Consider the following 19,147-nt stretch of genomic DNA (forward strand, 5'->3'; position numbering starts at 1 on the left):
GTTATCGCTCGTAGACGTCGGGCCGGCGATCGCCCAGCGCGTCGTCCCGCGGGGTCAGCGACTTGTTCCGGGCTCGTGAGAGATCGCAGTCGGCCTCGAGGACGCACTCGCCCTCGATCGGTGCCGGCCCCGCGAGGGGGAGGCCGTTCGGATCGACGACGACGCTCTGTCCCTCGAACGGGACGTCCCGCTCGGTCCCCGCACGATCCGCACAGGCGATGAACACCCGGTTTGCGTTCGCGTGTGCCACCGCGTGGTGGACGCCGATCGTCCACCCGCCGGGGCGACTCCCGTCCGCCACGGTCGGATTGGGGACCCAGTTCGTGGGGACGGCGATCAGGTCCGCGCCGTCTCGGGCCTGGGCGACCGTCGCCTCGGGAAACCACTGGTCGTTGCAGATCTGGACGCCGAGTCGCCCGAACGGCGTCTCGAAGATGGGGAGTCGTTCGCCGGCTTCGAACCAGTACTCCTCTTCGTTCCAGCGGTGGACCTTTCGATAGACGCCCTCGAGCCCGTCCGGCGAGACGACGAACGCGCTGTTGTAGTAGCCGTCGTCGGCCCGCTCGGGGACGCCGCCGACGATCCACGTCCCAGTCTCTTCGGCGACCGTCGACCACGCTCGAGCGGTGTCGCCGTCCCGCGATTCGGCCATCGACTCGACCTCGTCGGTCGATTCGAACACGTATCCCGACGTCGCGAGTTCGGGGAGGACGACCAGGTCGGCGTTGGCGTGATCCCGAACGATTTCGACGGTTCGCTCCCGGTTTCGCTCGACGGCACCGAACTCGGGAACCGTCTGGGCGACGACGACTCGGGCCTCGCCGGCCGTCATTCCCAGATCCCTCCGGACAGGCGATCGATCGCGGTCATCACGACGACCGTGAGCCCGATGAAGACTACGCTCGCGGCCGCGATGGTCGGCGGGTAGGAGTAGCGAAGCTGGTTGAAGATCTGGATCGGGATCGTCTCGACGAGAAACAGCGACAACAGCCACGCGATGATGTACTCGTTGAGCGAGAGGATGAACGCGAACAGCGCGCCGGAGATCACGTTCGCCCGGAGAAGCGGGTACGTGATCGTCCGAATCGTCCGCACCGGCGACGCACCGAGGTTCATCGCCGCCTCCTCGTACGTCCGGTCGATCTCGCGAAGCCCCTGTGAGACCAGAATAAACGGGAACGGCGCGTAGAAGATGCCGTGGGCGACGATGATCGCCGTCCGCGAACCGGCGAGGCCCACCTCGAGGAAGAACACGAGAAACGCGACGCCGATGATCACCGGCGGAACCAGGATCGGAAGGACGCCGAGCGTTCCGTAGATCGTCTCCCAGCGGTAATCGAACCGGTCGAGCGCGAACGCGAGTCCGCCGCCGATCGTCGTGCTGAGAATCGCCGCAGCCAGTGCGATCCCGAGACTGTTCGCGAGCGCCACCATCCAGCTTGCGTCAGTGAAGAACGCGACGTACCACCGGAACGAGAAGCCGCCGGGCGGGAACGTGAGGAACTCCTCGGGAGTGAACGAGACGGCGACGATGATCGCGAGCGGCACGGCGATGAACGCCATCGCCGCGGTGACGTACGCCCGGAACGTCACCCAGATGATCGATTCGCGCGTCGTCGAATCGACCGTCGTCACGACCGAGTCGACGGCCGCTCCGATCCCGCTGACTGCTCGCGTAAGCCCGACGCTCGAGGCTGCATCGGCGACAGTCGACCGAACGCGGGTTCCGACGCCGGAACTCGAGGAGCCGACCGAACCGGCGACGTCGGGTCCGCCGTCGGTGGCGATTTCGTCGCTCCCGCTCAGGCTCCCGGTCGTCACGTTCGTCACCCGGATCATCACCCAGAGGAACGCGAGCACGACGACGATGAGCCCGATACTCATGGCCGCGCCGAACGGGTAGTTGCTCTCGCTCATGATCTGCTGTTCGATCAGGACCGGCAGGGTCCGCTCGGCTGAACTCCCGAGGAGACGCGGCAGAACGTACGAGCCAAGCGCCAGGATGAACACGAGCGCGGTTCCGCTCGCGATGCCGTTTTTCGACAGCGGGTACGTCACCTTGCGGAACGTCCGGGCCGGTCCCGCGCCGAGGTTCTTCGAGGCCTCGAGCAACTCGTCGTCTATGTTCCGGATGCTGCTGTACAGCGTGAGGATCATAAACGGCAGGAAGACGTACACCATGCCGACGACGAGCCCCCAGTAGCCCGGATAGAACGAACGCGGTTCGGCGAGGATGCCGACGGCGACGCCGAAGGAACTCAGGATGCCGCCGGAGGCGAGGATGACCTGCCAGGCGTACGCCCGGATGACGTAGGTCACCCACAGCGAGGAGATGATCGTGAGCAACAACAGACTGCGCAGCCACGGCCGGTCCATCCGCGCGAGGTAGTACGCGATGGGATAGCCGAGCAGGAGCGAGAGGATTGCGGTGACCAGCGACAGTTCGATCGTCAGCCACAGCTGGCCGAGATAGAGGGTGCTCGTGAGAAACCGGACGTAGTTTTCGAGCGTGAACCCCAGTTCGTACTGGCCGCCGGGGATGTTGATCCAGAAACTGAACACGACCAGCATGGCAAGCGGGACGAGAAAGATCGCGGTGAGCCAGAACAGCGGGTACGACAGCACGAACCACTTCGTGTTGGCCTTCAGACCCGCTCGTCCGGACTCGTCCGCGCCGTCGTCCGAAACGCTCTCCGTCGCCATCTACGCCTCCACGAGCCGGCAGTCCTCGGGGTCGATCGTGACCGTCGTCCGATCGCCGGGCGCGTGTTCGTCGAGTCCGCTCCGGCGGACGACGACGAGTTCCCTGCCCCCGTCCGTCTCGAGGCGGAACTCGACGCTGCTGCCGAGGTGTCGTTTGAACGTGATCGTTCCGTCGAAGGCGTTGATCGAGTCGGAGAGAGTCGCCGTCTCGGAGGTGGCCGCCCCGCCGTCGGTACTCGCTCCCTCGAACCGGAAGCGCTCCGGCCGGGCGACGACCGAGACGTCCGTTCTCGGATCGATTCCGGCGGGGTTCGTCGACCGGATCGTGACGTCGTCGCAGTCGACGGTCGCGTACCCGTCTTCGGCCGACGCTATCACACCGTCGAAGATGTTCGCGGTTCCGAGGAAGTCCGCGACGAACCGCGAGTCGGGGTCGTCGTACACCTCCTCTGGCGGACCGATCTGTTCGAATCGGCCGTCGTTCATCACCGCGAGTCGGTCCGACATCGTCAGCGCCTCTTCCTGGTTGTGCGTAACGAAGACAGTCGTGATGCCGATCTCCTCCTGGATGCGGCGCAACTCGACTTGCATCTGTTCGCGCAGCTTCTTGTCGAGGCTCGCGAGCGGTTCGTCGAGTAACAGCGCCTTCGGTTTCGGAGCGAGCGCTCGAGCCAGCGCGATCCGCTGTTGTTGGCCGCCGGATAACTGATCCGGCGTCCGGTCGGCGACGCCGGGGAGTTCGACCAGTTCGAGCATCTCCGCGACCCGAGCGTCGATCTCTTCGTCGGTGTACTCCCCTGATGCTTCCATGCCGTAGGCGACGTTCTCGCGGATGGTCATGTGCGGAAACAGCGCGAAGTCCTGAAACACCATCCCGGTGTCGCGCTCGTAGGGAGGGGCGTCTGTGACGTCGTTGTCGCCGATCGCGACCTCCCCGTCGGTCGGGGTCTCGAAGCCGGCGATCATCCGCAACGTCGTCGTCTTTCCACAGCCTGATGGGCCGACGAGCGTGACGAATTCGCCGCTTTCGATGTCGATATCGACGCCGTCGACGGCGAGGACGCCGCCAGGGTACCGCTTGGTCACGCCCTCGAGAGAGATGTTACTCATCCTGAGTTAACCGATGATGAACTCCTCCCACCGTTCGCTTACCCAGTCTTCCTCCTCGACGTAGAGTTCGTACTTCGGTGATATCGCCGCGTCCGGCCCCGGACCGGCGATCCGCTCGTACGTCTCGTCGTCGAGTTCGGAGTACTGCTCTTCGACCGTCGGACTCGTATAGAGGTTTTCGGCGAGGCGATCCTGAACTTCGGGCTGGCTCGCGTAATCGATGAACTGGCGTGCTTCCTCTTTGACCTCGGAGGTCTCGAGTGTCACCCACAGCCCGGAGTCGAGGATCGATCCCTCTTCGACGAAGTTCGACTGGACCGGCGCGCCGTCGTCCTGCATGACGAGCGTGATGTCACTGTAGAGCATTCCTGCCGGAACTTCGCCGTCGCGAAGGCGTTGCTGGAACTCCGCCTCGTTTTCGTACCAGAAGTTGGCCTGCGGTCTGACGTCTTCGAGTACCTCGAACACCTCGAGGACGCCGTCGCGGTCGTCGAGGATGTCCTGCCCGCCGAAGTGAAGCTCCGCGGTGACCTCGAGCAGGAAGGAGTTCGACGCGTATCCGAGCAAGCCGAGGGTATCCTCGTACTGGTCGTCCCAGAGCGCTTCCCAGGTGTCGACCGGCTCCTCGATGACGTCCGTGTTCTGGACGAGGTTGATGTACCACGACAGCGCCCCGACGCTCGAGATTCCGCCGTCGGCCTCGCCCACCAGGTCGTCGCTGATGTACTGGACGTTGTCGAAGTCGCCGTCGTCCCAGATGTGCCACAGCTCCGAGTTCAGTCCCTGCCTGACGCCGGTCTCCGCCATGATCGCGACGTCGACCGGTGCCTCTCCCGCCCCGACGGCGTTTTCGTACTGGGTCAGTGCCTCCTCGGAGGTCGGCTGTGCTTCCGACTCCACCTCGAAGTCGACGTCCTCCTCGAACGGTGCGAACAGTTCCTCGTCCATCACGTCCTGAAACACGCCGCCGTAGACGGCGACCGTCAGCGTATCGTCGTCGAGGAATCCCGTACACCCTGCGAGCCCGGCGAGCGAGACAGCGCTCCCGCCGATCGCCGCACGCTCGAGAAACTTCCGTCGTCCGTGTTGAGTAGGTCCCGGCATACTATTGCCACCGTATCACACTATCTACGTTTCCAATATATAAACCTTCTCACGGAATTTCAAAAATTGTTTATATAGTTGTTTTAGAGTCCCTTTTAAGCACATATTGATTCACGCCAGGGGAGAAATTCTAAAAAAGTTCTACTTCTGGATCGTGACAGTCGAAAAACGAGACCGGGGCTGGACTCGCGCCAGGGTCGTCCACTCGAGGGCCACTCCGGCTTCGACGCAGGCCGAGATGACGCATTCCGATCCGCCCGCGTAGGTGAGCGACGCGAACGCCCATCCCGGATCGCCCCACGGGAACGGTCCCGACTCTCGTGGCCGACGAAGGTCGAGGACGCCTCCCAGCCGGTTACGCGTCTCGACTGCGAGTTCGCGAGCCGTATCGTGGTGAGCGAGCGGAAACTCCCTGTTGTCGGCGACCAGCAATCCGGTTTCGCCGTCCACGGCGCTGTCGACGTCCGTTTGGCGCGCCTCGATCAACAGCGAGACGAGATCGAGCGTCGCCCGCTCGTCACCGATCACGTCGGTAAACCGACGGATCGCGCCGCCGTGTCTCGCCGGCTCGGGATCGTCGTACGGAACGTGCTCCGGATCGGAGTGGTACTCGACGACGCCGATCGTATCGGGATAGCTCTCGATCCCGTTTGCGAGAAACACGCCGTCGATCGTCACGCTCGAGGGGACGGCGACCTCGAGACAGTCGGTGCCGTTCAGTTCGACGGGTTCGATTCCCGCGACGACCGGACCGAGCGGTGAGTCGGCGATCCGCTCGAGTACCGTCTCGAGTTCCGCGCGTTTCGACCGGGGGACGGTGACGGTCCCCGCCACGACGTCGCCGGTATCGGTTGTGGGATCGTAGCTCACCCGACTCGTCAGGTCGGCCAGACGCTCTCTGACCTGTTCGACGCGGCCCTGGACGCCGCCGCGCTCGAGTTCCGCGCGGCCGTCTGCCGTGAGCCGCCGCCCTTTGCCGCCGACTTTTTCGGTGAGGCCGTCGTCGTCGAGATCCGCGAGTGTGAGCCGGACCGACCGCTCCGTGATCGAGTATCCCCGCTCCTGGAGGAAATCGGTGAGACGGACGCTTCCAATCGGCTCGTGTTCGGCAAGCAATCGGAGTACGTCGTAGGTCCGCCGGTCGGGATCGGTCGCCATTGTTCGATTACTGCTGGGCCATGAATAAATGTGTGGCGAGATCCGCGAAGGCCTCGACGTGTGCGTCGATTTCCTCCGCCGTGTGCTGGACGCTTATCGTCCACTGCTGGGAGGCGTCGTGGGGGTGGGGAACGACGTCTCTGTTCACCATCCCGATCCAGTATGCTTCGTGGAACTCCTCGTCGACGTGTTGCCAGTCGCGGAAGGTCCGGATCGGTTCGTCCGTAAAGTGTACCGCTCCCTGCGAGCCGGCGGTTTTCACCTGCGCCTCGAGACCCGCGTCCTCGATGACGTCGCGATATCCCGCGGCGAGTCGTTCGTTGAGGTCGCTGACGTGGTCGTAGGCATCCTCCGTGAGAATCTCCCGGAGGGTTACGCCGACGGCGCACAGGACCAGCGGGTTCCCGTTGTACGTCCCGTAGTGGGCCGCGCCGGTCGCGACGCCATCGTCGAGGTCGGCCGCGATCCGTTCCATGATCTCCCGGCGACCGCCGAACGCGCCGACGGGGTAGCCGCCGCCGATGGCCTTCGCGAGCGCGACGATGTCCGGCTCTACGCCGTAGTACTCCGCGCCGCCGCCCGGCGCGAGTTTGACCCCCGTCTTCACTTCGTCGAACAGTAACACGACGTTGTACTCGTCGGCCAGTTCGCGCAGTCGCTCGAGGAAGCCGTCTTCCGGTTCGGCGAGCCCGAGGTTGAGACAGGCCGGCTCGACGAGAATCGCGGCGACCTCCGGCCCGTGTTCGCGAAGCAAGGCCTCGACGCTTTCGGCGTCGTTGTACTGTGCCAGCAACACGTCCTCGGGAACCGACTCCGGGACGCCCTGGGATTCTCTGACCCGGCGGGGATCGTCCGCCGGTCCCGCCTGCTCGAGCGGCGGCATCTTGCTCACGAGTGCCGGATCGTGTGCGCCGTGATAGGCACCTTCCATCCGGATTACCTTCTCCCGACCGGTGTACGCCCGCGCCAGGCGGGTTGCGTGCATCACCGCTTCCGTCCCGCTGTTGGTAAAGCGAACCTGCTCGATCGCGTCCCAGCGATCGATCAACGGCTGGGCTGCGAACTCGAGGCGGTCCGACGGTCGGGTGTACAGCGTTCCACGATCGATCTGCTCGACGACGGCGTCGTCGAGTTCCGGATGAGTGTGGCCAACGAGTTGCGTTCCGTTGTTCAACGCGAAGTCGAGCAGTTCGTTCCCGTCGACGTCGTAGATCGTCGTTCCCGCGGCGCGGTCCGCGTGTATGGGGTACGGTTCGTACGCCCGAAACGTACTGCAGACGCCCGCCGGGACGACCTCTCGGAGTTCCTCGGCCATCTCCGCCGAGTTCGGGGTCCGATCCCTGTATCGTTCGTATTCTCGCGCGAGCAGTTCGTCCGTCGAGGGGCTCGAGTTCGGTTCCGTCATCACACAACCCGGAAATCTATTTCCGGTTAATGGGAGGGTCGGCGCGGGCCGACTTATATCTATCGGCGATCGAGGAGACGTCACCCCGGATCGGTCACACGGTAGTACGTGCGACGGCCTCCCGCTTCCCACTACCGCAGGTCCGGTGGCCGTCCAAGGTGAGGACCCTCCTCTGGCGGCCCCTGTCCGCTAGTGGCGTCCCAAGCCTGCACTGGTGGGCGAAATCACACGGTGTGGTCCGATTTCGCTCAGCAGTCGACGCTTGGGAGGGTACTAGGTACGGCCGAGAACTCCGGGACGACACTCCAGCCCATCGGCCCGAGTACAGTTTCATACGGTTTGCTGTCGCGATGTGCTGGTGGATCCTCTGGGTCTCGGTCCCCGGAAATGCCGGCAACGAGTTACACACCCATCGGTAGACGGTTTGGCGATCAGGGGTGCGATGACGTGCAGTGGCTACGAAATCGTCCGACCGACGGGATCGGAGAACCGTCGGTCGCACCCCACGAAACCGGAAATTAGTTTCCGTATTTGTCGGCGCTCCCGCCGTCGACGTCCCGCCGCGTCGGTCACGGGCCCACCAGTTCCTCTCTGTGCGTTGACCTGTGTCTGACGTAGCGTTTTGTGCAGGGAGGCTCAATGTCCCCGCATGACAAGCCTGACGGACGTCTACGAGGGGGACGCACGGGGGGTAACCAGCCCCCGGCGGCTGTACGCTGGAACGGCACTCGTACTGGTCGGTGCGGTCCTCGCCGCCGTCGCCGTCCTCTTTGCGGCGACCGACCTCTTCGGGTGGTTCGTCGGCTCGCTCGCCTGGGAGATGGGAGAAACGTACGCGTCCGTTCGCATCGCGGGGCTGCTCGCGGGACTCGGCGTTCCGGTGGCGCTCGTCGGCGTCTTCATCGTGTTACCGGCGAGCAGACGCGTCAAGGCCGCCGCCGCGATCAGCGCGACTCTTTGCGTGTTCGGGGTCGCACTCTTCTGGCACGCCTACCCCTACCACTGGAACGGCGTCGGCGACGATCTGACGTTTCAGGTGTCCGTGGTCTACTTGCTCGGGCTGTTTACCGCCGTCTGGTGTCTGTTCACCGCCGTCGTCAACTTCAAGACGCGAAACGATCCCGGCGGGATGCTCGAGATGAACGTGACGCGTCGAAATCAGACGATCGTCGAAGTTCCCGAAGACGAACAGTCCTCCAGTGGGTTTGGCGGGATCGGGTTTTTCGGCGCGACGCCCGACGGAGAGGTCGAGACCCAGACGAACGCGGAAACCGATCCCGACGCGAACGCCGAGACCGAGGCCGACGACGGAACGATCCTCTCGTTCGGCGAGTCCGAACGGACGGCCCGATCACAGGGGTCCCCGACGACCGGCGGGCCCGCGACAGCCGGAACCCCGACGAGCGACGGCGGATCGGCGACGGCAGACCTCTCCTCGCCGCTCGACGGCGGCGACGACGCGGAGATCGTCGAACCGGCGACCCAACCGGACCCCGACCAGGTCACGGATCGGTACTGTGGCAACTGTCGGCACTTCGAGTACGTCCGTTCTTCCTCCGGAATGGTTCCCTACTGTGCCCGCCACGAGCGGGCGATGGACGACATGGACGCCTGCGAGGAGTGGGTCCCGAACAGTCGGTAATTCGCCGTTTCAGGCGGGGAGGACTACATTCCAATCGCCTGTCGCCCCACCTCGAGGCCCCACCGGGGGACGTCGAAGACGATCGCAGCGGCGAGTATCAGTTCGACGCCGGTGACCAGGACCGTCACGATGGTCGCGTATCTGCTGCTGACGGGGACGCCGGTCGGCAGGTCGTACTCCGTCGAAGACAGCGGGTAAAACAGCGCTATACCCCGTCTGCTTCCGGCCATATCGAGCACGTAGTGGGTCAGCACGCCGATCCAGACGAACTCGAGGTTGCCAAAGTGCAGTGGAAAGACGAAAAACGCCAAAAGTAACGGCAGATTGTGTAGCGTCTTGCGGTGTTTTCCGAACGCGGTGTCGATGTCCGGGACCATCGCCCCGAGCGTCACCGGAACGGCGATCATGACCATCGTCTCGAGCGTCGCCGGAACGGCCGCGAGTTCGGTCGCCGGTTCGAGGATGTACCCCAGTCCGATACTCAACAAAACGGCGTTGAGTACGTGCCCCTTCTTGTTCATCCATCACCTACTCCGGAACCGACCGCCGAATAGTTTTCTCTCGAGACTGTCGCCCGTCGGTGAACGAGGGGTGAGAACGACCGCCCTCACCCGTCCGATCGGTGGTGTTGATTCTCGAGTGCGGACAGCAGGTCCTCGAACGCTCGCTCGACGGTTCTGGCCCGGACCGTCGCGCGGTCGCCGTCGAACTCGTAGCGGTTCGTGGTCGCGAACGAGGATTCGCTTCCCCAGGGGCCGGCGTAGGCGACCCCGATGTAGACGGTTCCGACCGGGTTTTCGTCGGTTCCGCCGGTGGGCCCCGCGATGCCGGTCGTCGAAACCCCCCACGTAACGTCGGCGACGTCGCGGACGCCGCGGGCCATCTCGCGGGCGACCTGTGCAGAGACCGCGCCGTGTTCGTCGAGTGCCTCGCGGCTGACGCCGAGGTGTCTGCGTTTCGCGTCGTAGGCGTAGGCGGTGACGCCCGAATCGAAGTAGTCGCTCGCACCCGGAACGGCAGTGACCGCCGCACCGATCAACCCGCCCGTACAGGATTCCGCGACTGCGAGTGTGTCGTCTCTCTCCCGGAGCGCGTCGGCGAGATCCATCGGCAGCCCGCGATCGATGGCGTCGTTCATGGGTACGCCGACGGCCGGAGACGACGTGAAAGCGTCGGTGAGAGTGCGACGTGAAAGCGTCGGTCAGAGTGCGACGTGAAGCGTCGGTGTGGGTGACGTGACAGCATCGGCAAGCGGGACGGCCGGTCGCCTGAACGGAAAGAACGACGTACTGGCGCGAACAGGACGGGATATGGAGTACGAGACGCCGCTTTTTCTCCGGGTCATGGAGTACGCCTCGAGTGCGGACCGGGACGTGATCGACATGGTGAGCGGGAACCCCGACTGGGACCCCCCCGACGCGCTGCGCGACGGGCTTCGGGAGTACGTCGACCTCGAGCCCGCGGCGTTTCAGTACCCGCCGAGCGACGGACTGCTCGAGCTTCGCGAGGAGATCGCCGCCCGCCGCGGCGTCGAGACGGAACAGGTCGTCGTCACCCACGGAGCCGGCGAGGCGAACTACCTCGCGATGGCGCGAGCGCTCGAGCGCGACCGGGGCGAAGAGGTCGTGCTGACCGATCCGGTCTACCCGTACTACCCCGGGAAGACGACGATGCTCGGCGGAACGCAGACGTTCGTCCCAACGGACGACCGGGGTCAGCTCGATCCGGCGGACGTCCGCGCGGCGGCGAGCGAGGAGACGGCGGCGATCGTCGCCAACTCGCCGAACAACCCGACCGGCGCGGTCTACCCGGCGGAGACGATCCGGGAACTCGTCGCGATCGCCGAGGAGTACGACGCCGTCCTGATCAGCGACGAGGTGTACGATCACTTCGACCTCTCGGGGACCTTCGAGAGTGCGCTCTCGGTCGATTCCGACCATCGGATCGTTACGAACTCGTTTTCGAAGTCGATGGCGATCACCGGCTTTCGCGTCGGCTACGTGATCGTTCCGCCCCACCTCGCCGACGACGTCAGGAGTCGACACATGCTGGTCAACGTCGCCGGGAGCCGCCCGTCCCAGTACGCGGTGTTACACGCGTTGTGGGAGACCGATCCGACGTACTACGAACGAAAACGCGAACTGCTCCGCGAGCGCGTCGAGACGTTTACCGACGCGCTCGAGGCCGCCGGGGCCGAGTACACGACGCCGCAGGGATCGTTCTACGTGATGGCCCGGTTCGACGACTACCCGGGGACCCTCGAGAACGTCTTTCGCCTGATCGACGAGGCGGGCGTCGCGGGGATGCCCGGCGAGGCCTTCGGCGACTCGCGGACGGAATGGCTGCGGTTCGCGCTCGTCTCGCCGCGAATCGAAGAGGCCGCACGACGGCTGGCCGACTATTTCGAGTGAGCGGAGACGAGACCGACGAATACTCGTGTCAGTACGGGGTATCGACTGCCATGAGCGGAATCGACGTCGAGCCAGTCGAGGAAGACGACCGCGACGAGACCGCACGCGACGACGGGGGACACAGCATCGAGGTAACGCCGACGAGCGACGTCGGTTCCGACGACGATCGCGAGACGATCGAGGTCGACCCCTCCGACGACCCACTCGAGGGGCCGGAGTACGTCCTCTACGGCGGGAAAGGGGGCGTCGGCAAGACGACGATGGCGGCCGCGACCGCCCTCGACAGCGCGCGCGGCGGAACCCGGACGCTCGTCGTCTCGACGGACCCGGCTCACTCGCTTTCCGATACGTTCGAGACCGACGTTCCGTCCGAACCGGGCCGAATCCGCGAGGACGTTCCACTCTACGGGGTCGAAATCGATCCGGAGGCGGCGATCGAAAGCGGGAAGGCGGCGTTCGGCGGGGTCGGAGGCGGTGAGCCTGGCGGCGGCGAGGGTCCCGAGATGCCCGGCGACCTCGGCGGTCTGGGCGAGATGTTCGGCGGTGACAATCCCCTGGACGCTCTCTTCGGCGGTGCGATGCCGGGAGCCGACGAGGCGGCGGCGATGCAACTGCTGCTCGAGTACCTCGACGATCCACGATTCGATCGAGTCGTCGTGGACACCGCGCCGACGGGTCACACCCTCCGATTGCTCCAGTTGCCCGAACTCATGGACACCATGACGGGGCGGCTCCTCCAGTTTCGCCAGCGCATCAGCGGCATGTTCGAAAACGTCACGGGCATGTTCGGCGGTGAGGACGTCCCCGACGAGGGTGCAGACCTCGCCGACCTCGAGCAACTGCGCGAACGAATCGAACGACTTCGGGCGGCCCTGCGCGATCCGAATCGGACGGACTTCCGGATCGTCCTGGTTCCCGAGGAGATGAGCGTCTTCGAGTCGAAACGACTCCGCCAACAGCTCCGAGAGTTCGAGATTCCCGTCGGAACGGTCGTCGTCAACCGGGTGATGGAGCCCCTTTCTGACGTCACCGACGACGTAAGCGGGGAGTTCCTCCAGCCCGATCTCGAGGACTGTGCGTTCTGTCAGCGCCGGTGGGACGTCCAGCAGACGGCGCTGGCGGAGGCACAGGAGCTCTTCCGTGGAACGACCGTAAAACGCGTCCCGCTGTTCGCGGACGAGGTCCGCGGCGAGGACATGCTCGAGGTCGTCGCCGCCTGTCTGCGGTAGGAATCGATCCGTCGTGTTGGCACTTCGAAACTGCTTTATCGACGGTGGCTGACTAATCAGTCAGTACGTTCGGATCGCTCACGCCGATCTCGTGAGCCGCGATCCGCTCGAAAACGTCCCGTACCGAGTATGAGCCCTGGAGATTCCTCTACCGATCCCGATCGCCCCGCCACGACGGACGGCGGGTCCGATAGCGACGACGCCGACGCGGACCAGGGAGCGGGAGCGGGATCGGATTCCGGCACGTCGCCCGGCTCTATTACGGAAGGCAGTCTCGTTCGGCCGCTGTTTCACCTCGCCTGGCCGATCGTGATGATTCAGCTGTTGCAGGTCACCTACAACGTCGTCGACACGCTGTATCTCGGTCGCCTTTCGGCGGACGCGGTCGGCGCGATCAGCCTCGCCTTTCCGCTCGTCTTCCTGTTGATCGCGATCGCCGGCGGTTTCACCACTGCGGGGGCGATCCTCGTCGCCCAGTACACGGGCGCGGAGGGGGATCGTTCCGCGGGACTGGTCGCCGGTCAGACGGTCACATTCGTCGGATTGCTGTCGGTCGTCATCGGTATCGGGGGCTACTTCTACACCCGTCCGGCGCTCGAGATCCTGCCGAGCGATCCGGAGACGTCCGCCGCGGTCGTTCCGCTCGCGGCCGACTACATGGAGATTCTCTTTCTCGGAATGCCGCTGATGTTCGGCTTTTTCGTCTTCTCCGCGTTGATGCGAGGCTACGGTGATACGCGGACGCCGATGCTGGTGATGGTGGCCTCAGTGGCCGTCAACGTCGTCCTCGATCCGTTTCTCATCTTCGGCTTTCAGAACAACCCGCTTTTCGGCTGGCTCGGGCTTCGAGGACTCGAGACCGCGCTGTTCTCGGCGACGGGCTACACCGGGTGGGGGATACAGGGAGCCGCGGTGGCGACCATCGTCGCCCGCGGCGTCGCGACCGGGTTCGGACTGTGGATCCTCTTTGGAACCACCATCGGTCCGAGCGTGACGCTGGCTGATTTGAAGCCGGACCTCGGGCTCGTCGAGGACATCGTTCGGCTCGGCACGCCGAGTACGGTCGAGCAGAGTACGAGCGCGCTGGCGATGATCGCTCTGACCGCGATCGTCGTCACGTTCTCGCCGCCGGTCGTCGCGGCCTACGGGCTCGGAAACCGACTCATCTCGCTCGTCTTCCTGCCGGCTATGGGGTTGGGACGGGCGATCGACACCATGGTCGGACAGAACCTCGGTGCCGATCGGGCGGACAGGGCTTCTCGGTCCGTCTGGCTCGCGGCCTCGACCGGTGCGGGCGTGATGCTCCTCGTCGCGGTCGTGGCGGTGACGTTCACCGAACCGATCGTCGGCGTCTTCCTCGGTGACGTCCCCGACGCACCGGAGACGATCGTTCTCGGCGTCGAGTACGTGCGGATTAGATCGGTCGAATTCGCCTTCATCGGCGTCTCGCAGGTGATGCTCGGGGCGTTCCGGGGAGCTGGCAACACGAAGATTGCGATGACGATTTCGCTCATCACGCTCTGGGTGGGTCGCGTCGGAACCGTCTTCGTCCTCGTGTTCGTCCTCGAGTGGGGTGCGACCGGGATCTGGACCGGGATGGCCGTCGGAAACGTCCTCGGTGCGATCGTCGGCGCGGCGTGGTTCTCCCGGGGCACCTGGAAGGACACGTACATCGACGAGGCGGAGGCCGAACCGGTCGCTGAGGGATCGACCAGCTGAAATGGCGTAGTGGCCGTTCGCGGCGCCGAGCAGCCTTCTCGACGTCTCCGCCCGGCACTCACTCGCGCTCGAGGGACAGTTCTCGCTCGGCGTACTCATCGGCTCGTCGACCGGCTGCGGTATCGGGGCGCGTTCCGAGGACTTCCTCGGTCGCACACTCGAGACAGTAGTGGTTGTAGCCGACGTCGGTCGTGTAGACGGGGATGCCGGCGAGTGCGAACTCCTCGCGATACCGCCTGAGGAGACCCTCCTCGACGCGACAGCCACAGCCGACACACCGTTCGGAACACCCCTCGTCCGCGCGGATCACGCGCTGGTCGACGCTGTGGACCCGCCCGAATTTCGACGGCTCGTGACGACGGTTCAGCCGTCGCCGCGTGCGCGGATTGACGAACGCGCCGAGAGCGATGAAGACGAACGCCACGATCAGCATCATCGCCGCGAACACGGCCGAGGCGCCCGATAGGGCGAGTCCGGCGAGAATCAGGTTCAGGACGGCACTACCGGCGAGGAGGACGCCGAACCCGATCGAGAGCCAGCCCGCGATTCCGTAGAGGAGGGCGGAGATATCGTCGGCGAGTTCGACGACGCCCGGCGTCGATTCGGACATCGCACTTCGATAGACTCCTCGAGGACAAATATTTTCTCACGCTGACGTCACGCCGGACACGCTCGGCTCGGTTTCACGCGTTCATTCGACTCAACTCAGCTTTCGGAGCAACGCGTATCCAGCGTCGCGCAAACTGTCCGGAAGGTACCGGGCGTAGACGCCGAACTGTCCCAGCGGCCCGACGGGATACCGCGCCGGCGGCTCGGGGTGGGTTCCCGCCTCGAGTATCGCCGCCGCGACGTCTTCCGGCTCGGAGGCGAACGGGCCGCCGCTCCCGCCGCCGATCAGGTACATGTCGTCGTACAGTTCGTACAACTGTTCGTACGCCGGCGTCCGTTCGGGACCGGGAAGCTCCTCCTCGGCTCGGTCCGTGAGGTTCGTCTCGACCAGCCCCGGTTCGATCACGACGACGTCGATGCCGAACTCCTCGACTTCCGCCCGCAGCGAGTCGCTCATCGCCTCGAGTGCGTGTTTCGACCCCGCGTACGCGCCGGATCCCGGGAAGGAGACGCGGCCGGTGACGCTCGAGACGTTGATAATCCGCCCCTCCCCCTGTGCCCGCATGTGCGGGAGCGCGGCTCGAGTGAGCCGGTGGGGGCCGTAGACGTTGACGTCGAACTGCCGGTGGAGGTCGGCCATCGAGACGTCCTCGATCGGCCCAATCTGGGCGTAGCCTGCGTTGTTGACCAGACAGTCGATCGCGCCGCCGATCTCGACGGTCCGTTCGACGATCCTCGCCGCTTGGTCGTGATCGGTGACGTCGAGTTCGAGCGTCGTACACCCCGCTTCCTCGAGTTCCGCGATGTCCTCGACGTTCCGAGCCGTCGCGATCACCTGCCACTCCTCCTCGAGGAACGCGCGGGCGGCCGCGCGGCCGATTCCCGAGGAACAGCCCGTGATCAACACGCAGTCTTTTCTCACGTAGCGGTCGTCCGACGGGCCGGCCGTCGACGGTCGCTCGCGCGACGGATCGTTGGACGCGTCCGCAGAAGCGTCCACGGTCTGTTCGTCCCGCTCGCGTTCGGTTCCATCGATGGGGTCGCCGCCTGGTTCTGTGTCCGCGTCGCCGGACCCCGCGTCGGGTTCCGGTTCCGGATCGTCGCCGACCGCCCCGTCGGCCCCGTCGTCGGTTCCGTCAGCATCGTCAGCGCTGGCCATACCTGACCCGTTCGGGAGGCGATACCTAAGTATCGACGGTTTGTCGCGCTGATCGGACAGTCACGTTCGGGTCACCGATCTCACTCTCGAGCCGGCAGCCGCTCGCGCCGGGGACCCCTGTGTTTTCGCGTCCACCGCGATCGCTGACCGGCCTCGTCGCTATCCGAGCGGTCGTAGACGCGAAGAAACGACCCGCGGCGAGGGGAACGGAGATCGTTACGCGCGGTTTCGCAGGCGCGCGGCGACCAGTTCCTCGAGGTCCTCTCGCAGTTCGTCGACGGCGATCTCCTCTAAGACGGGGACGAAAAAGCCCTCGACGAGCATGTTGCGGGCGTTGCGTGGCGAGACGCCGCGGGAGGTCATGTAGAACAGATCCTCCGCGTCGATCTGGCCGACGGTCGCCGAGTGGCTGGCCTCGGTGTCGTGGTTGTTGATGATCAGCTTCGGGGAGGCGTCGGCCTCGCTCTCGTCCGAGAGCATCAGCGTGTTCTCTCGCTGGTAGGAACTCGTGTCCCACGCCTCGCGGCCGACGTCCTGGACGCCCTCGTAGACCGAGCGGGCGACGTCGTCCGTGACGCCGCGCGTGACGAGGTCGGCCGTCGTGTGTTCGGCCTTGTGCCAGACTTTCACGTCGAGGTCGAAGTGCTGGTCGTTGTGACCGTAGAACGCGCCGACGATCTGCGTCTCGGAACTGTCGCCGTTGAGTTCCGTCGAGACCTCGGTCTTGGTCAACTGGGTGCCGATGTTGCCTTCGATCCAGTTGATCGTCGCGTACGTGTCGGCGTCACCGCGTTTGACGGTGAAGTTGTAGGCGTCCTCCGAGAGATTCTGCAGGCTGCCGTACTGGACGTAACTGTTCTCGCCGGCGGCGATCTCGACGATACCACTGTAGTACTGTTCGTCCTGCGTCTCGCCCGTCGACTGGCGCTCGAGGATGGTGACCGACGACGACTCCTCGGTGACGACGAGCGTATAGTTAAAGAGCGAGCGGGAGTTTTGCTCGGTGCGGATGGTAACGTCTTCGGCGTCGACGCCTTCGGGAACGTAGACGACCGTCCCCGTGCTAAAGAGCGCAGTCGACAGCGCGGTCAGGTAGTTCTCCTGGGGATCGACGACGCTGCCGAAGTGCTCCCGCAGGAGGTCCTCGTGTTCCGCTACTGCGTCTGCCCACGAGAGAACGTCGACCTCGTCGGGACCGACCTGATCTTTGTTCTCCGCGGCGTTCAGCGGATCCACGAGCGACTCGTAGTCGAGTCCGTGGAGGTTCGTCCAGTCTCGACCCGGCGTCCGGATGACGTCGGGCATCCCGAGATCGGAGAGCGCATCGAGTGCCTCGAGACGCGTCTCCGTGAGCCAGTCTGGCTCGTCGAGGCGGTTGCTGATTTCGCGTACCTGTTCTTCGGTCAGATTGGCGTGTACCTGTGTTCCTGCGCTCATATTATCCGAGGCTCCCCTCCATCTCGAGTTCGATCAAGCGGTTCAGTTCGACTGCGTACTCGATCGGCAGTTCCTCCGTGATCGGCTCGATGAAGCCGGCCACGATCATCTTCTTGGCGTCGTCGTCGTCCAGTCCGCGGCTTTGCAGATAGAAGACGTCCTCGTCGCCGATCTTCCCGACGGTCGCCTCGTGGGCGACGTCGACTTTCGACTCTTCGATTTCCATGTACGGCATGGTGTCCGAGGTGGACTCGTTGTCGAACATCAGCGCGTCACACTCGACTGCCGTGCTCGAGTTCTCGGCACCGTCGGCGATGTGGACGAGGCCGCGGTAGTTGGTTCGGCCGCCGTCTTTCGCGATCGATTTGGACTCGATCGTCGAACTGGTGTTCGGTGCGTTGTGATAGACCTTCGCGCCGGTGTCGATGTCCTGGCCCTCACCCGCGAACGCGATCGTGATGTGGGTGTCGGTCGAGCCACGCCCTTTGAGGATCGTACACGGGTAGAGCATAGTCGCTTTCGAGCCCATCGAGCCCGAGACCCACTCCATCGTGCCGTTTTCTTCACAGATCGCACGCTTGGTGTTGAGGTTGAACGTGTTCTTCGACCAGTTTTGCACCGTGGAGTACTGGACGTGGGCGTCCTCGCCGACGAAGACTTCGACGCCGCCGGAGTGGAGGTTGTGGGCACCGTATTTCGGTGCGGAACAGCCCTCGATGTAGTGGACTTCCGACCCCTCCTCGGCGATGATGAGCGTGTGCTCGAACTGACCCATCCCCTCGGAGTTCATCCGGAAGTACGCCTGCACTGGCATCTCGACGGTGACGTCCTCGGGGACGTAGACGAACGAACCGCCGGACCAGACTGCGCCGTGGAGCGCGGCGAACTTGTTGTCACTCGGCGGCACGCAGGTCGTCATGAAGTGCTCTTTGACGAGTTCGGGGTGTTCCTGGACCGCGCGGTCCATGTTCATGAAGATGACCCCTTTCTCCTCCCACTGGTCTTGCATGTTCTGGTAGACGACCTCGGACTCGTACTGGGCACCGACGCCGGAGAGTGCGTTTTTCTCGGCCTCCGGAATGCCGAGCTTGTCGAAGGTGTCTTTGATCTCGTCGGGCAGTTCCGTCCAGTCGTCGACGCCTTCGCGCTTGTCGACGTCCGGGCGGATGTAGGGAACGATCTCTTCGATATCCAGCTCGGTCAGGTCGGGCTGGCCGGGCCAGTCCGTCGGAAGCGGCATATTCTGGTACTGCCTGAGCGCGCGCAGACGGCGCTCGAGCATCCAGTCCGGTTCGTCTTTGTCCTCGGATATCATCCGAATGACGTCCTCGGTCAGTCCCTTGTCGGATTTGACCGCGGCGTTTTGTTCTTTCTTGAACTCGAACCGCGCTTCGGTGTCGGTCTCTTTGAGGTGATCTTGTTCTGAACTCATGGGTTGATTATGTTTGTTTACGGCTGGAG

General features: G+C 64.6%; 16 protein-coding genes. 4 read left to right on the forward strand and 12 right to left on the reverse strand.

The window, feature by feature from the left end; all coding sequences use genetic code 11:
- Position 1: 1 nt before the first annotated feature.
- From EA473_RS17805 to EA473_RS17830, 6 genes are all read right to left on the reverse strand, one after another.
- Complete coding sequence (locus EA473_RS17805; RefSeq protein ID WP_124196995.1) at positions 2-832, reverse strand: nitrilase family protein; 831 nt, start codon at positions 830-832, stop codon at positions 2-4.
- Positions 829-2,703 (reverse strand): ABC transporter permease subunit, encoded by a 1,875-nt coding sequence (locus tag EA473_RS17810; RefSeq protein ID WP_124196996.1) that lies wholly within the window; start codon positions 2,701-2,703, stop codon positions 829-831. The genes EA473_RS17805 and EA473_RS17810 overlap by 4 nt, the downstream gene beginning before the upstream one ends.
- Positions 2,704-3,813 carry an ABC transporter ATP-binding protein gene (locus EA473_RS17815; protein ID WP_124196997.1) on the reverse strand — a complete coding sequence of 370 codons (1,110 nt, stop codon included), beginning with the start codon at positions 3,811-3,813 and terminating at the stop codon, positions 2,704-2,706.
- A gap of 6 nt (positions 3,814-3,819) precedes the next feature.
- The gene (locus EA473_RS17820; protein WP_124196998.1) at positions 3,820-4,917 is read right to left on the reverse strand and encodes an ABC transporter substrate-binding protein; all 1,098 of its coding nucleotides are present in this window, start codon (positions 4,915-4,917) and stop codon (positions 3,820-3,822) included.
- A gap of 141 nt (positions 4,918-5,058) precedes the next feature.
- Positions 5,059-6,075 carry an NrpR regulatory domain-containing protein gene (locus EA473_RS17825; RefSeq protein WP_124196999.1) on the reverse strand — a complete coding sequence of 339 codons (1,017 nt, stop codon included), beginning with the start codon at positions 6,073-6,075 and terminating at the stop codon, positions 5,059-5,061.
- Positions 6,076-6,082: 7 nt separating this feature from the next.
- A complete protein-coding gene (locus EA473_RS17830) occupies positions 6,083-7,480 on the reverse strand; it encodes an aspartate aminotransferase family protein (protein ID WP_124197000.1) in 1,398 nt (465 codons plus the stop codon).
- A 649-nt stretch (positions 7,481-8,129) separates the two neighbouring features.
- Between EA473_RS17830 and EA473_RS17835 the strand changes: the two genes are divergently transcribed.
- A complete protein-coding gene (locus tag EA473_RS17835; protein WP_124197001.1) occupies positions 8,130-9,122 on the forward strand; it encodes a DUF7139 domain-containing protein in 993 nt (330 codons plus the stop codon).
- Between the two features lie 23 nt (positions 9,123-9,145).
- Here EA473_RS17835 and EA473_RS17840 read toward each other — a convergent pair whose 3' ends face one another.
- Complete coding sequence (locus tag EA473_RS17840) at positions 9,146-9,643, reverse strand: metal-dependent hydrolase (RefSeq protein WP_124197002.1); 498 nt, start codon at positions 9,641-9,643, stop codon at positions 9,146-9,148.
- Positions 9,644-9,729: 86 nt separating this feature from the next.
- The gene (locus tag EA473_RS17845; RefSeq protein WP_124197003.1) at positions 9,730-10,260 is read right to left on the reverse strand and encodes a CinA family protein; all 531 of its coding nucleotides are present in this window, start codon (positions 10,258-10,260) and stop codon (positions 9,730-9,732) included.
- A gap of 172 nt (positions 10,261-10,432) precedes the next feature.
- Here EA473_RS17845 and EA473_RS17850 point away from each other — a divergent pair, with 172 nt between their 5' ends.
- From EA473_RS17850 to EA473_RS17860, 3 genes are all read left to right on the forward strand, one after another.
- Positions 10,433-11,533 carry a pyridoxal phosphate-dependent aminotransferase gene (locus EA473_RS17850; RefSeq protein WP_124197046.1) on the forward strand — a complete coding sequence of 367 codons (1,101 nt, stop codon included), beginning with the start codon at positions 10,433-10,435 and terminating at the stop codon, positions 11,531-11,533.
- Between the two features lie 50 nt (positions 11,534-11,583).
- Positions 11,584-12,762 (forward strand): ArsA family ATPase, encoded by a 1,179-nt coding sequence (locus EA473_RS17855; protein ID WP_124197004.1) that lies wholly within the window; start codon positions 11,584-11,586, stop codon positions 12,760-12,762.
- Positions 12,763-12,891: 129 nt separating this feature from the next.
- A complete protein-coding gene (locus EA473_RS17860; protein WP_124197005.1) occupies positions 12,892-14,481 on the forward strand; it encodes an MATE family efflux transporter in 1,590 nt (529 codons plus the stop codon).
- 58 nt (positions 14,482-14,539) lie between these two features.
- Here the strand turns inward: EA473_RS17860 and EA473_RS17865 are convergent, their stop codons facing one another.
- The 4 genes from EA473_RS17865 to sufB form a co-directional block, all read right to left on the reverse strand.
- Positions 14,540-15,091, reverse strand: coding sequence for a hypothetical protein (locus EA473_RS17865; protein WP_124197006.1), 552 nt, complete (start codon positions 15,089-15,091; stop codon positions 14,540-14,542).
- Positions 15,092-15,181: 90 nt separating this feature from the next.
- Positions 15,182-16,249 (reverse strand): SDR family oxidoreductase, encoded by a 1,068-nt coding sequence (locus EA473_RS17870; RefSeq protein WP_165875321.1) that lies wholly within the window; start codon positions 16,247-16,249, stop codon positions 15,182-15,184.
- Between the two features lie 216 nt (positions 16,250-16,465).
- Positions 16,466-17,686 (reverse strand): Fe-S cluster assembly protein SufD, encoded by a 1,221-nt coding sequence (gene sufD, locus EA473_RS17875; RefSeq protein WP_124197007.1) that lies wholly within the window; start codon positions 17,684-17,686, stop codon positions 16,466-16,468.
- A 1-nt stretch (position 17,687) separates the two neighbouring features.
- Entirely contained in the window at positions 17,688-19,118 is a 1,431-nt protein-coding gene (gene sufB / locus EA473_RS17880; protein ID WP_124197008.1) for a Fe-S cluster assembly protein SufB, read from the reverse strand.
- Positions 19,119-19,147 lie beyond the last annotated feature (29 nt).

The sequence above is a fragment of the Natrarchaeobius chitinivorans genome (assembly GCF_003841505.1).
GTDB lineage: Archaea > Halobacteriota > Halobacteria > Halobacteriales > Natrialbaceae > Natrarchaeobius > Natrarchaeobius chitinivorans.

Bases quoted from the DNA above. Each gene is read 5' to 3' on its own strand.
- EA473_RS17805 (WP_124196995.1), bottom strand. From the start codon at position 832: ATGACGGCCGGCGAGGCCCGAGTCGTCGTCGCCCAGACGGTTCCCGAG.
- EA473_RS17810 (WP_124196996.1), bottom strand. From the start codon at position 2,703: ATGGCGACGGAGAGCGTTTCGGACGACGGCGCGGACGAGTCCGGACGA.
- EA473_RS17815 (WP_124196997.1), bottom strand. From the start codon at position 3,813: ATGAGTAACATCTCTCTCGAGGGCGTGACCAAGCGGTACCCTGGCGGC.
- EA473_RS17820 (WP_124196998.1), bottom strand. From the start codon at position 4,917: ATGCCGGGACCTACTCAACACGGACGACGGAAGTTTCTCGAGCGTGCG.
- EA473_RS17825 (WP_124196999.1), bottom strand. From the start codon at position 6,075: ATGGCGACCGATCCCGACCGGCGGACCTACGACGTACTCCGATTGCTT.
- EA473_RS17830 (WP_124197000.1), bottom strand. From the start codon at position 7,480: ATGACGGAACCGAACTCGAGCCCCTCGACGGACGAACTGCTCGCGCGA.
- EA473_RS17835 (WP_124197001.1), top strand. From the start codon at position 8,130: ATGACAAGCCTGACGGACGTCTACGAGGGGGACGCACGGGGGGTAACC.
- EA473_RS17840 (WP_124197002.1), bottom strand. From the start codon at position 9,643: ATGAACAAGAAGGGGCACGTACTCAACGCCGTTTTGTTGAGTATCGGA.
- EA473_RS17845 (WP_124197003.1), bottom strand. From the start codon at position 10,260: ATGAACGACGCCATCGATCGCGGGCTGCCGATGGATCTCGCCGACGCG.
- EA473_RS17850 (WP_124197046.1), top strand. From the start codon at position 10,433: ATGGAGTACGAGACGCCGCTTTTTCTCCGGGTCATGGAGTACGCCTCG.
- EA473_RS17855 (WP_124197004.1), top strand. From the start codon at position 11,584: ATGAGCGGAATCGACGTCGAGCCAGTCGAGGAAGACGACCGCGACGAG.
- EA473_RS17860 (WP_124197005.1), top strand. From the start codon at position 12,892: ATGAGCCCTGGAGATTCCTCTACCGATCCCGATCGCCCCGCCACGACG.
- EA473_RS17865 (WP_124197006.1), bottom strand. From the start codon at position 15,091: ATGTCCGAATCGACGCCGGGCGTCGTCGAACTCGCCGACGATATCTCC.
- EA473_RS17870 (WP_165875321.1), bottom strand. From the start codon at position 16,249: ATGGCCAGCGCTGACGATGCTGACGGAACCGACGACGGGGCCGACGGG.
- sufD (WP_124197007.1), bottom strand. From the start codon at position 17,686: ATGAGCGCAGGAACACAGGTACACGCCAATCTGACCGAAGAACAGGTA.
- sufB (WP_124197008.1), bottom strand. From the start codon at position 19,118: ATGAGTTCAGAACAAGATCACCTCAAAGAGACCGACACCGAAGCGCGG.